At 32.1% G+C, this 14,162-nt stretch carries 12 protein-coding genes; 11 read left to right on the top strand and 1 reads right to left on the bottom strand.

Going from position 1 to position 14,162, the window contains the following annotated elements; all coding sequences use genetic code 11:
- A partial coding sequence (locus B5X64_RS11835; RefSeq protein WP_139377608.1) for an IS3 family transposase occupies positions 1-921 on the top strand: 921 nt, incomplete at its 5' end.
- A gap of 144 nt (positions 922-1,065) precedes the next feature.
- On the opposite strand, the gene B5X64_RS11830 is transcribed toward B5X64_RS11835, so the two are convergent.
- Positions 1,066-1,659 carry a hypothetical protein gene (locus B5X64_RS11830; protein ID WP_079465443.1) on the bottom strand — a complete coding sequence of 198 codons (594 nt, stop codon included), beginning with the start codon at positions 1,657-1,659 and terminating at the stop codon, positions 1,066-1,068.
- Positions 1,660-2,216: 557 nt separating this feature from the next.
- Between B5X64_RS11830 and B5X64_RS11825 the strand changes: the two genes are divergently transcribed.
- From B5X64_RS11825 to B5X64_RS22570, 10 genes are all read left to right on the top strand, one after another.
- Positions 2,217-7,481 (top strand): DUF7379 domain-containing protein, encoded by a 5,265-nt coding sequence (locus B5X64_RS11825; RefSeq protein ID WP_079465442.1) that lies wholly within the window; start codon positions 2,217-2,219, stop codon positions 7,479-7,481.
- A 423-nt stretch (positions 7,482-7,904) separates the two neighbouring features.
- Entirely contained in the window at positions 7,905-9,428 is a 1,524-nt protein-coding gene (locus B5X64_RS11820) for a vitamin K epoxide reductase family protein (protein WP_079465441.1), read from the top strand.
- An 81-nt stretch (positions 9,429-9,509) separates the two neighbouring features.
- On the top strand, positions 9,510-9,653 hold the full coding sequence (locus tag B5X64_RS22810; RefSeq protein WP_164463403.1) for a bacteriocin-like protein: 144 nt from the start codon (positions 9,510-9,512) through the stop codon (positions 9,651-9,653).
- The gene (locus tag B5X64_RS23325) at positions 9,625-9,831 is read left to right on the top strand and encodes a bacteriocin-like protein (RefSeq protein WP_079465440.1); all 207 of its coding nucleotides are present in this window, start codon (positions 9,625-9,627) and stop codon (positions 9,829-9,831) included. Before B5X64_RS22810 ends, B5X64_RS23325 begins: the two co-directional genes overlap by 29 nt.
- A gap of 10 nt (positions 9,832-9,841) precedes the next feature.
- Positions 9,842-10,000, top strand: a complete 159-nt coding sequence (locus B5X64_RS22805; RefSeq protein WP_164463402.1) for a bacteriocin-like protein — start codon at positions 9,842-9,844, stop codon at positions 9,998-10,000.
- A gap of 476 nt (positions 10,001-10,476) precedes the next feature.
- Positions 10,477-10,674 (top strand): bacteriocin-like protein, encoded by a 198-nt coding sequence (locus B5X64_RS22580; protein ID WP_123920737.1) that lies wholly within the window; start codon positions 10,477-10,479, stop codon positions 10,672-10,674.
- Between the two features lie 197 nt (positions 10,675-10,871).
- Positions 10,872-11,063, top strand: coding sequence for a hypothetical protein (locus B5X64_RS22575; RefSeq protein ID WP_123920736.1), 192 nt, complete (start codon positions 10,872-10,874; stop codon positions 11,061-11,063).
- A 62-nt stretch (positions 11,064-11,125) separates the two neighbouring features.
- On the top strand, positions 11,126-13,321 hold the full coding sequence (locus B5X64_RS11810; RefSeq protein WP_079465439.1) for a peptidase domain-containing ABC transporter: 2,196 nt from the start codon (positions 11,126-11,128) through the stop codon (positions 13,319-13,321).
- Positions 13,322-13,434: 113 nt separating this feature from the next.
- Positions 13,435-13,647, top strand: coding sequence for a bacteriocin-like protein (locus B5X64_RS11805; protein ID WP_079465438.1), 213 nt, complete (start codon positions 13,435-13,437; stop codon positions 13,645-13,647).
- A gap of 77 nt (positions 13,648-13,724) precedes the next feature.
- The gene (locus B5X64_RS22570) at positions 13,725-13,928 is read left to right on the top strand and encodes a bacteriocin-like protein (protein ID WP_123920735.1); all 204 of its coding nucleotides are present in this window, start codon (positions 13,725-13,727) and stop codon (positions 13,926-13,928) included.
- Positions 13,929-14,162: the final 234 nt, after the last annotated feature.

The raw sequence follows: 14,162 nt of genomic DNA, 5'->3' as shown, positions 1-14,162 counted from the left end.
GTGAAACGAACCTTGGAAAGTTTTGGAATTGCAAGAAGCAGCTTTTACAAATGGTATCAAAGCTACCTCGAATACGGCTATGATGGCTTGGAAACCACGAAAAGAACAAACCGTAGGCAATGGAATAGCATTCCTGAAAGACAGAAAGACCTGGTGGTAGAGATCGCTTTGGAACACACCGAATTATCTGCAAGGGAACTGGCCTACAAAATTACCGATGAGCAAGGTATTTTTATTTCAGAATCTAGTGTTTACCGGATTTTGAAGCAAAGAGACTTAATCCCGGCACCGAATCATTTTCTTCTTTCGGCAGCAAATGAGTTCAAAGACAAAACGGAATTTGTGCATCAAATGTGGCAGACAGATTTTACTTATTTCAAGATCATTGGCTGGGGATGGTACTATCTGAGCACGATTTTGGACGATTATAGCCGCTACATCATTCACTGGGAGCTATGCGACTCAATGAAAGCCGAAGATGTGAAACGAACGGTGGACACAGCCATTAAAAAAGCGAAATTAAAGACCAAAGTCAAACCGAAACTGCTCTCGGACAACGGTTCCTGCTACGTCTCCAATGAGTTGAAAAGTTATCTGAAAGACGATTTAAGAATGAAACAGGTTCACGGAAAACCGATGCATCCGCAGACCCAGGGCAAGATTGAACGTTATCACAGAACGATGAAAAACGTATTGAAACTAAATCATTTTTATCACCCCGAGGAACTCATCCGAGCACTGGAGAAGTTTGTAGAAAACTACAATAACAAGCGCTATCACGAGTCGATAAACAACCTCACTCCAGCAGATGTGTACTTCGGAAGATCAGAACAGATTTTGGAAAAAAGAAGGCAAACAAAAGCGGAATCCATCCGAAAAAGAAGACAAATATATAATCAACAAAAATTAGTAAGTTTATAAATCGAAAATCCTCCTTAAGGATTTAAACTAAAATGTCTAAGTTGGTTTGAAGACGTACAAGCTAAGGTGTATAAAAATTTAAAATTTATTAAAAATTTGTTCATTAAAATTATGTTAAAATTGAAATTTGTTTTATTTTCTGATTTAAACATAATAAGGTGGCCCCCTGTCTTTAAGATTAATAAAGATTTTATCAGCAATAATGCATTGCTCTCTGTTTAGAATTTTGCATTTCAAACGAAAAGAAGATAACAAAAACTTAGATTCAATGACGAGATAAGCTTTTTCTATTTCTTGATTTCTAATAAGGATTAAAGAGCTTTTCTGTTGAGATTTGATAAGAAATTTATTAGATTCAGACTCTTTAAAAAGATTTAATTCTTCTTTTTTCGGGATAAGTTTTTTAGAAACTTTTGAGAGTACGTTTTGTTTTACAGCCTTTGCTGGTGTTTTTGTGTATTTAATTTTATGTTTTTCATGCTTGAACTCACTATTTCTAAGCTCCTGAGCATTAATAATTGTAACACCAGTGCTTACAAACACAACGATACTATCTTGTTTACCAATAGTTTCAATCCCTAGTCCTACAGTCAATGTACCAGTTGAAATATGTATTACAGGAGTTTGCGCACAAGTGGGGATTGGTATCAATAACAACAAAAAAATACACCAAAAATATGTAAGGTGTTGTGTTATTAATTTTTTAAATAATAAGGAAGACAGATGTGTTTTTCCCAAATTAATTTAGTTGTCTGGTAATTAGAATTTTGGCAAAAGTACAAAATATTAACTTGATTTAGTTTACATTTTATTTTAAAAAAATAAAATGTGTAGAACACTAATCTCAGTATTAATTTTTTTCATTTAATTAATTTTTCACAATAATTTAGAATATTCATAAAATACTAAATTATACTCTAATGGTTTAAGAAATTGTTTGCTTTATTAGCCAAATCATTTGGATTTCTGTATAGAATCGAAATCATAAAAGCATTATAAAATAAGGTTTATATCTCAATTTAAATTTTAAATAATTTCTTCTAAAAATATAATTATAAACAGTTATAAGTCAAGACAATAATTGTATTTTTATATTATCGATTATTTGAAGTCATTTGGTTTAATCTAAACTGATGAGTTTATTTTCGACCGATAAAGGCTCATAAATAAGATATATTTTCTGAAAAACAATGCTTCTGAATAATAAAAATAGGTATTTATCCTGTTTTTTGATCCTGGTTATATTCTTAATTTTGATAGCGCTTTACCATTTATAAAAAACTAAAAACAATACCATGGAAACAAAATTGAAGTACAAATTCCCTGTAAAGGAGATTTTGCTAAATCCCAACATCAAACTTCCCGATTTAGAAAAAACGTATATCATTGGTTCTGACAACAGGGCAATCAGTGAATATGGTGAGATTGACCTCAGTGAAAAAGAAAAATATTACGAGTTTGTCTACGACGACGGAACTTCTTGGCATTCCGATACAGAAACGATTACAGAACTTTTTCCGGCTATGGAAAACAGAAATCGTGATGGAAACGACAACGAAATATTATATCTTCCGCTTTCTCTCAACGGGAACAATCAAAATCGAAATTTTGTAACCAAAATTGTTTTAAAAATAATTCATGTTTTTACAAAACCTGCCGAAGACAGATTGGTGAAAGAGGTAGCAGAAAAATTAGAAAATGGCCATCTCAATGGTCATGAAGGTTTGAATACTTTAAATGAAAATTTTGAGTTATCTACATTCAATGAAGTACAAAAAATCTCAGACAAAGCTTATCTTCTTTTCATTCATGGGACAAATTCTGATACTTTAGGAGCATTCAGCGCATTGAAAAAGAATGATACGTACTCAAAAATTTGGGATAGTTACCAAGACCATGTTTTAGCTTTTCAACATAGAACACTTACACAAAGTCCATTAAGAAATGCAGTAGACCTGGCAAAAAAATTACCAAATAACGGCGAATTTCATATTATCAGTCATTCCAGAGGCGGATTGATTGGAGATATTTTATGCAAATATTCTGAAAATAAAGGTTTTTCAAAAGATCATATTGAACTTCTAAAAAAAGAAAACAGAGAAGAAGATATTGCCAATATTCAGGAGCTTGATGAAATTTTTAAAGCTAAAAAAATCAGCATTAAAAAATTTATTCGTGTAGCATCACCTTCTGCAGGAACAATTTTGGCTTCAGAAAGAATAGATCATATTTTGAATGTTTTTTATAATTTAATTGGTGAAAAAACGAGCATTATAGCGACTTTGACACATGATTTAATCGGAACAATTCTTAAACAAAAAAATAATATCAACGTACTCCCCGGTCTGGAGGCGATGAATCCGCAATCGGATTTTATTAAAATTTTAAATCATAAAGGAACAGAAAATGCCATACACGGCAATTCTTTGATGGTGATTTCGGGTAATGGAAAATTGAGCATCAACTTTCATGGTCTATTGGTCATTCTTGGAAAACTATTTTACACTCAGCGAAATGACTTGGTTGTAAATACAGACTCGATGTATCTGGGTGTAAGAAGATTAAACGATATTCAATATTTCTTTGATGAAGGAACTTCTGTAGATCATATTCATTATTTTGACAATAAAAAGACGCAAGATGCTATTCTAAATGCTTTAAAAACTCAAACCGGAGAACTCATTCCCGGCTACAGCAAGGTTCCGCAATTTAAAATCCCTTCCAGCGACAGAGGTGTTGTAGGATTGGACGGCGGAGAATTATTTCCCAATGAAGTACCACCTTCTGGGAAAAAACCTATCGTTATTTTGTTGCCTGGAATTATGGGTTCAAATATTTACAATGTCGAAGAAAAAAACAGAATTTGGTTAAATTACTGGAGCATAGTAAGAGGTGGTCTGGAACAAATGCACGATGTTGAAAGTACAAATAACAAGGCCCAGTCTATTATAAAAAGTTCTTATGGTAAATTGTATAAGCAATTGTCATTTAACTATGATGTAGTTGTTTTTCCATTCGATTGGAGAAAAAAAATGAAAGATTCGGCGAATGAATTGAACGATAAAATTAATTATTTATTGAGCTTTAATCAACCGATAAAAGTTATTGGTCATTCTATGGGTGGCGTTTTGATGCGGGATTTCATTGCATATCATTCGGAAACATGGACTAAGCTGAATAATTCCAAAGATTTCAAGCTTTTGTTTTTAGGTTCACCCTTGAAAGGCTCTCACCGTATTCTTTCTGTTTTATTCGGAAAAGACGGCATTATCAATAAGCTGAGCTTTCTGGATATGAAACATTCTAAAAAAGAATTAATCCAGATATTTTCAAAGCTTCCCGGAATTCTTTCCTTGCTTCCCTTTACAACCGGTGAAGATGATAACTATGGTATTATTAAAACCTGGGAATCAATGAGAAAAGGGTTTAATGATGCTTCCTGGCCAATTCCCACTGAATCGGATTTAAATGATTTTAAAGAATACAGAGATAAAATAAACAAGCTCGTTTCTGAAAATAAAATTGATTTTACCAACGCTTCTTACATTGCAGGGCAAGATAAATCAACACCTTGTGGACACAAATTTGAAAATGGAAAATTAGTTTTTGAAGCAACAAGGGAAGGCGACCAAAGTGTAACCTGGAAATCTGGAATTCCACAAACACTTATTGATAAAAAGAAAGTGTATTATTCTAACGTTACCCACGGAGATTTAGCCAATGATACATCCCTTTTTATTGCCATTGAAGAAATAATTTCTAAAGGAAAAACCGATAAAATTTCTCAGAACAAACCAGTTTTCAGAGGAGAATCTACTACTTTCAGATATGTTGAAGACTATGACTTCGATTTTTCTGAAAACGGATTGGAAAATTCAATTTTTGGAATTAAAAATGAAAAAGAAATTAGCGTAAATGATATTCCTATCACCGTATCTATAAGCCACGGTGATTTATCTTATGCATCCTTTCCTGTGATTGCAGGACATTTTAAAAATGATGGTATCTTGTATGCAGAAAGAGCCATTGATTACAATGTAAACTTCATGCTTTCGCAAAAAAATCAGTTAGGGGTTTATCCTGGCGAAATTGGAACTTGCGAAATCATAGAAAAGCAAAATTATTTCGAAGGAACCATCATCATCGGGCTTGGTGAAACAGGGAAATTAACTCCCTATTTGTTATCGCAATCGGTAGAATTATCGATGACCAATTATCTTTTAAATAAATCTAATTTAAACGAAAATATAGAAACGGTAGGAGTTTCTGCCCTTTTCATAGCGAGTAATTTCGGTGGATTAACGATAGAAAGTTCAATAAAAGCAATCATTGAAGGAATAAACAACGCTAATAAAAATAGTATAAATCTTAACAGCCAAAAATACTGTATCATCAATCATCTTGAATTTATAGAATTATATGAATCTAATGCCGTGATGGGATTATATGCACTCAAAAAAATTATAGAAAACGAAAATGATGTTTACAAGATTTATATAGAAAATTACAGAATTAAAAAACTGTTTGGCTCTAAAGAAAAACTTCCTCTGGAAAACGGTGAAGATTGGTGGAATAGAATCAGCGTAAAAACGAAAAATGAAAGTCTTGTTTTTAGCTTAAATACAAGAGATGCCCGTCAAGAAGAAAATGAAGTATATTCTAGCACAAGTCTCGTGAGCGAATTTGTAAAAGAAATTTCGGTTGAAAACAGATGGACAGACAGCATTTCTAGAACATTGTTTGAAATGCTCATTCCAAATGATTTTAAAGAAAAGTTGATGCGAAAAGGAAATATAGTTTGGCTTGTAGATAAAGAAAGCGCAAGCTATCCTTGGGAAATTTTGCAAGACAATTCTAAAAAAGCAAAACCGCTATGCATAGATTCAGGAATGATTCGTCAATTGACAACATCCGATTATCGCCCAAAAATTGATCGCGTATTGGAAGATAAAGTTCTGATTGTTGCAGATCCAGATTTGCAGGGTTTTGTCAATCAATTACCTGGAGCAGTTCGGGAAGGTAATGCTATCAACGAAATAATGGCGTATTCTAGGTTTGAAACAATGTTTTTAGTGAATGCTTCTGCATCTAAAATCATAGAAAGTGTTTTCTCACAATCTCACAAAGTAATGCACCTTTGCGGACACGGACTTTACGATCCCGATAATCCTCAAAACTCCGGAATGGTAATCGGCAACAACATCTTCTTCACCCCGTTTCACATCAAACAAATGTCTACAGTTCCGGAACTTGTTTTCGTAAATTGCTGTCACCTGGGAAACATTGACGGAGTTGATGAGCGTTTTTATCAAAATAGATTCAAATTAGCTGCTAATATTGGAACGCAACTTATAGACAATGGTGTAAAAGCAGTTGTAGTTGCTGGATGGCAAGTAAACGATGATGATGCTGAAACTTTTTCAACAGAATTTTACAAAAAAATGCTGGAAGGAGAAAGTTTTGGTAAAGCCGTGAAATACGCTCGTGAAAAAATTTATACAAACAGCAAAGATAGCAACAATACTTGGGGTGCTTATCAATGTTATGGCGATCCATTTTATAAACTGACCAATCGCAGCAAATCAAAAATTGAAAAGAAAAATTACATTCTTGAGGAAGAAGTTTTAATAGATTTAAAAAACCTATTGAATAAATTGGATGTAAAAGAAATTAAAAGTGAAGATATTTTGCCACAGATAAACCTTATCAAAACAGGGTGTGAGAAAGCTGGAATTTCTAGCCCGAATATTTCAGAAGTTGAGGCCTATATTTATTATGAACTCGGTATGTATAAAGAAGCTCTCAAAATATTAGACGACCTGAGAACAAACCAAAGTACAGTCTTCACAGTTAGTGCTCTTGAAAAATACTGTAATACAACCTGTTACCTCTGCTATGAAGATTTTACAGCAAATCGAATTGATAAAAATGAAGCAATTGTTACAATTAATGAAGTAATAAGCTTTTTGAAACAACTTATCAGCATAAAACTAACCGCAGGCCGATTGGGGCTTTTGGCAAGTTCGTATAAAAGATTGGCTTTTGTAAATACGGGGGCTCAAAAGAGAAAAAAATTGGAGCTTACCTGTGAAAGTTATCTTGCAGCCTATGATATAAGCAAAAAAATGTATCCGCTGAATAACTATCTTACCTATCAAAGCATTTTAGATTTCGAACAGCCTAAAAAAGTAATTACCTCAAAAAAGAAAAACATATATCTGGATTTGTTGGAAAATCATAAAAAAACGCTTAAAAACACAAGTTTAAATATGGATTATTGGGACAGTTCAGATTATGCATTTAGTGATTTGTCTATTTTATTTTTAAATCACGAATTGGCTAAAAAAGATAGTAATTGGCAAAATCTATACCTCAATTACAAACAAACCAGAGAAAGATACGGCTCGATAGGAAAGAAAAAAGCAGAACTCTTCAATTTAGAACTCATTATTGATGCTTTTGATGTGCTTACAAAAGATGAATCAGGAAAAATAAAAAATTCAGATGCAGCTTTGTTGAAAACCAAAACTGAAGAATTGCTACGTAAGCTAAGACGATAAATTTTAATCATCAACTCATTGAGCCATGACATGATAATGAAATTTCCATAATTAGGAGAATTAAACATAATTCCGTCTTGGCCACACACAGCCAAATGGCTCCACTTTAATCTGAATGGAGCCATTTTTATTTATTTTGATCGCTGTATTTACCAAATTAACATTTTCAAATCAACATAATGTGATAAAACATGATATTTGGAAGTGCTTTTTTCTTTTAAAAAAGACTTTTTTAAAGGATTTCAATATTGTTGTTAGATTTGTTTTGTGAGTATAAAAGTGAATTGTACGCATTTAAAAGAATGTTTTAGTATTTTATTTCTAAACAAAAACAGAAAAATTTAAATTTTTAAAGGATTGAATTTGCTAGTGAAATAATTTTTATTATCTTGATCGCCTATTAACTATACACCAAATTACTCAATGAATTTCGACAAACTAATCGACCAATTCAAACTTGACAAACAAGAGTTTTATTTTCAATTTAACTCTCATCCCAACTATCCTTCCGCTTTAGCTTTTAGTGATACACTTAATTTTTTAGGGTTAAAAAATGATGCCTATGAGCTGGATAAAGAGTATTGGGAAGAACTGCCCGATGAGTTTATAGCTTTGGTCAATAATTCTTTTTCTTTAGTAAAAAAGAAAGATAATGTATTCACCATTTATTCTGATAAAGTAAGGAATATAGATAAAGAAGAACTCTACAAAAACTCAGATGATTTTGTCTTATTATTTGAGAAAACCGAAACGATAAAAAGCACTTCACTTTTCGATTTTAAACCTTTTATCTATGCTATTTTCGGGATTATCATTTTGTATTCTGTTTTCCGATTAGAATGGTCTCAGGCTGTTTTTAATATTTTGTCGTTGATAGGAGTTTATATTTCGCTGGAACTTTTCAATCAAAAATTCGGAAATGAGTCTGTTGTGGTTAATAATATTTGTGGAGGGATGGCCAATTCTCAATCCCAAGGCTCATGTTCGAAGATTTTTTCTTCTGATAAAACCAATATTTTAGGATTAAAATTATCAGATTTCAGCTTGATTTATTTTCTTGGAATCACTGTTTTAGGATTATTATTTCCGGAAGCTCAATTTATTCTTAAAGCTATTTCGTGGATTTCTGTTGGTGTTATTTTATACTCAATTTACGTGCAGGCTTTTGTTGAAAAATCTCTTTGCAGAGTTTGCCTTTTAATTATCACGGTTTTATTATCACAAATAGCGCTAAGCTCAGTATTTTTTTCGTGGAACTTATCAATAAATATTATTTTAATTTCTGCTGTTTTATTTACTGCCCTATTCCTATTGCTTGTTTTCATTAATAATTTAACCAATCAGAAGGAAGAACTTAAAAAATCGAATGCAAAAAACTTAAGGTTTAAAAGAAACTATGACCTTTTCAAAAGAGAACTTACGGATAAAGAAAAAATTGAGTTTACAGATAATCAAACATTTTTATTAGGTAATGAAGATGCAAAACTTCATATTGCTGTAGTTTCTAATCCATATTGTGGGTTTTGTAAAGATGCACATAAAATTCTTGAAGACTTATTAGCAAAATATCCAGACGAAATTTCTGTACAAATGAGATTTAATTATTCTGGTGAAACGGCTGGTGAAAAGTATACTCAGTTGATTTCAGATTTTTCTAATATTTATAAAAACCAGTCCCAGAAAGAATTTTTAAATATTGTAGATACATGGTTTAAAAACAGAGATGAAAGTGAAATTAGAAGAAAATCGGAATCAGAAAATCAGGAAAATCTTACAGATATCATTCAGATGACTTCGGAAAACGGTTCTGCAGGACTTAATTTCACGCCAGTTTTTATTATTAATGGTTATCAGTTTCCGGATAAATATGACCGCGATGATATTCATTATTTCATAGGTGAACTAATTGAAGATGAAGATTTTGTATCCGAAGTTGTTTCTGTTTAATGTAAAATGATTAATTTTAAATGACATAAAGCGTGATCCGAAAAGCTTAAAAAGAGTAGGAAATTACCAAATTCAATTTTTATGAAAAATTTAAAAAAAATCAACCGACAGGAAATGAAAACAATTCAGGGTGGTCTTGTCTGCACAGGCGGACAACTTTGCCTGATCGACGGAAAATGGAAATGCATGCCATACGATGGATGTGGTGGCGGAAACCAACCTTAATCAATCATCAAATCAACCAAACTATTGTATTATGAAAAATTTAAAAAAAGTCTCAAGAAGTCAGATGAAAGGCATTAATGGTGGAGCTTCGAGCTGTTCTCAAGAATGCTGTCCTCCTCCAGGAATAAAAAGATGCCCGAATATTTATTGTTTTGCACCATGTCCTGTAGAATCTTAAAAATAATCATATGAAAAATCTAAAAAAATTAGCAAGAAACGAAATGAAAGACATTTTTGGAGCAGGACCAATCATTATTGGTTGTTCTACAAGCTGCTGCCCTACAGATGGCAAGCCAAGATGTCCCAGAATTTACTGTCCGGCTGTGGTTTGTCCGCAGTATGTTTAGAATTTATTAGATAATAATTATTATCTAATAAACATAATATTTATTTAAAGAAAGAGGCTGTCTTATCTGCCTCTTTTATTATGTAATTATCTAAACTTTTGCTCTGAAATTTTACTTCTTCTTAAGTCAATTACATTTTTTCTGTGGAAAAGACACGTATTATATTGTTGGCAATAGATTAAAATAAGATGAGAAAAAATCCGTTTATTATTCGGATTACCTAAAGCAATTTCGCGGGATTTACTTTACTAGGATACTTAACGGTTCTATGTTGCAGATAAATTTATTTGTGAAGATATTCATTATTTTATTAGTGAATTGATTACAGATAGAAATATTGTTATCATATAATTATTGATTTTAACTTTTTTTAACAAAAACGATTGTGAAGATTAAAATATTTCATTTATATTTGAAATAAGTAAGCGGTATCCGAAAAGCTTCAACAGAGTAGGAAAAAACTAAAAAAATATATTATGAAAAATTTAAAAAAGTTATCAAGAGAAAATCTTAAAAATTTAAAAGGTAAAGGCGGAATAGGGTCATCATGGGATCTCTGTGATGACATTCGTGATGTGAGTAATTGTTATTCTTCTTACGATCATTGTAGGCTTTATTCAGGCAGTGGTTGTGCAACTACACAATTTTGTGGACAAACATTATATTGTGTATGATAGTTATTAAAAAAAATAAAAATACTTGATTATCTAACAGCTAAATATATATCATAATCACAGACAAATATTCAGAAAAAATCAAATATTTCTTTAATTAAATATAATATTTGATTTTAAAAAATTCCTAAATTGGGATAAAAATAAAGCGATATCCGAAAAGCTTCAATAGAGTAGGAAAACCAAACATTATATTTATGAAAAACTTAATAAGACTTTCAAGAGAAAATCTTAAAAATTTAAAAGGAGGAGGAAAACCGCATTTATGTCTAGATATACGTGATGTAAGCAGTTGTTTTTCTTCTTATGATGAATGTAGACTTCATTCTGGTAGCGGTTGCTTAAATACTATAGAATTTTGTGAGCAAACATTATATTGTATGTGGTAATTACATTTAAAAAATATCTTAAATTGAGGCTGTATTTTATACAGTCTTTTTAATATAAAGCATTGAAAAAAAAATTCCCAAATTACATACAGCCCGATTCCAAAGATTGTGGCCCTACTTGTCTCAGAATTGTCAGCAAACATTACGGAAAAAGTATTTCCCTGCAACAGATTCGTAACCTTTCAGAAACTACCCGTGAAGGAAGCAGCTTGCTTGGTTTAAGCGATGCTGCCGAAGATTTAGGTTTCCGTTCTCTGGGGGTTCAGGTCGATTTTAATACATTGGCTGAAGAAGTTCCTTTCCCATGTATTGTACACTGGAACAAAAATCACTTTGTAGTTGTCTACAAAATTGATAAAAATAATACAGTTTATATTTCCGATCCGAGTTATGGTTTGATTACTTACACAAGGGAAGAATTTATCAAACGATGGATCGGCGAAAATGCCAACGAAAATACAGAAGAAGGTATTGTTTTAATTCTTGAAACGACACCTGCATTTTTCCAGACCGAATTTGATGATCACGAAAGTAAAGCCAGCTTTTCTTTTTTATCTAAATATCTTCTAAAATATAAATCGTTAATCATCCAATTGGCGGTCGGTTTACTAGCAGGAAGTTTACTTTCGCTCATTATGCCTTTCCTTACACAAAGTATTGTGGATGTGGGGATTCAGAATCAAGATTTGAATTTTATTTATTTGGTTCTTCTCGCTCAGGTGATGCTTTTTCTTGGACGAATGGGAATTGAGGTCATCCGAAGCTGGATTTTACTTCACCTTTCAACCAGAATCAACATTTCGATTATCTCTGATTTCTTTATTAAATTAATGAAACTTCCGATCAGTTTCTTTGACACAAGAATGACGGGAGATATCATGCAAAGGATCAATGACCATCACAGAATCGAACAGCTTCTGACCAATTCATCTCTGAATACACTATTTTCATTGGTTAATTTAATCATTTTCAGTATTGTTTTATTGCTTTATGATTACAGATTGTTTGTTGTTTATCTGGTGGGAGCAGTTTTATATATCGGATGGATTACTTTTTTTCTAAAAAAAAGGAAAGAACTTGATTATAAAAGATTTTCGCAGGTTTCTCAGGAGCAAAGCAAAGTCATTGAGCTCATTAACGGAATGCAGGAAATCAAAATGCATAATGCAGAGAAGCAAAAACGCTGGGACTGGGAATTTTTGCAGGTAAAACTTTTTAAACTAAAAATAAAATCTCTCTCACTCGAACAATGGCAGTCTGTCGGGGGAAATTTCATTAATCAAATGAAAGATATTTTAGTAAGTTTCCTTTCTGCTAAATTGGTTTTGGAAGGAAACCTTACGCTGGGTATGATGCTTTCTGTTCAATATATTATCGGGCAATTAAATAGTCCTCTATTGCAATTGATTGATTTTATCAAGCAAACTCAGGATGCCAAAATTTCATTGGAAAGATTGGGCGAAATTCATGATAAAGAAGATGAAGAAAGTAAAGATGAACAATATGCTACTGAAGTTCCGGAAAAAGATATAGAAATCAGTAATATGGCTTTCAGATATATAGGTTCGGATGTTCCTGTTTTTGAAAATTTAAGTTTAAATATCCCTCACCAGAAAACTACGGCAATTGTGGGAGCGAGCGGAAGCGGTAAAACGACATTGTTGAAATTATTAATGAAGTTTTACGAACCCAATGAGGGCGAAATAAAAATAGGCAATACTCAAATGAAAAACATTTCGCCAAGATTCTGGAGAGACCAGTGTGGAGTTGTGATGCAGGAAGGGTATGTTTTTAATGATACGATTGCCAATAATATTGCAGTCGGTGAAGATTATGTGGATAAATTAAAGCTTAGAAAAGCGGTCGAAATTGCAAACATTAAAGATTTCATTGAAGGATTACCATTAAGTTACAACACAAAAATCGGAAACGAAGGATTGGGCGTAAGTGGTGGACAAAAACAAAGACTTTTTATTGCAAGAGCAGTTTACAAATCTCCCGAATATATCTTTTTCGATGAAGCAACGAGTGCTTTAGATGCAAATAATGAGAAAGTAATTATGGAAAATCTGGAACAGTTTTTCAAAGGAAAGACAGCTATTGTCATTGCTCACAGATTGTCGACCGTAAAGCATGCCGATAAAATTATTGTTTTAGATAAAGGCAAAGTTGTGGAAGAAGGAAATCATGCGGAATTGGTAGCTTTAAAAGGAGAATATTACAGACTCGTTAAAAATCAACTGGAATTAGGTAATTAAACACAAAAATAATTCATCTATGTCAGAATTATTTTATATATTTAAATCTCATTAAAAGCGTTATCCGAAAAGCTATAAGAGAGTAGGAAAAATCAAAAAACAAATTATTTATAATGAAAAATCTTAGAAAAATTTCAAGAAAAGATCTTAAAGACATCACAGGAGGAGGACGTGCTGATGATTGCTTTGCTCACTTTGTTCCTGGCGATCAAATACCTGAAGATGGAGGGTATGCTTGTCCTTGCAAATTAGTATGGTGCCCTCAAAGAGGATCATGCATACATCAAAATATGTATGACCCACAAGAGTGTCAGACTGGTCTTTAATGAGATGGAAATTAATTAAAGGCATTATCCGAAAAGCTATAAAAGAGAAGAAAATCAAAAAAAACTAAACTATTATTATGAAAAATTTAAAAAAGCTGAAAAGAGATGAATTAAGCAAAATTCTTGGTGCTGATCGAGGAGAACCAATTCTAGTTGATGATTGTGGCGGCCAACCAAATGGAATTCCAAGTAGCGGAACATGTCCTGCAGGATATATTTACTGCGCATTACCTAGTTGTTGTTTTAAATCTAATAGACTGTACGTTTGTTTAGATTATTAATTCCAATTAACTATTAACTTGTTTAAATCTTAACAGTTGTTAATCGCAAAGGCGTAATTTATATTATAAACTGTTTCAGGGCTCAAAGATTTTATCTACGATAAAATTTTAATTATTTTATTTTTAGATTTTTTTCGAAATTTTTTAGTCACACTGAGCGAAGCCGAAGTGTTTTGCGCCTTAAAAATTAAAAAAGATAAAAACTTGCGCCTTTGCGTTTTCTAACAAAATAGT

Source organism: Chryseobacterium balustinum, assembly GCF_900168205.1.
GTDB classification, from domain to species: Bacteria; Bacteroidota; Bacteroidia; order Flavobacteriales; family Weeksellaceae; genus Chryseobacterium; species Chryseobacterium balustinum.
The sequence above is the reverse complement of the archived record's forward strand: the minus strand, read 5'-3'. Positions and strand labels throughout refer to the sequence as shown.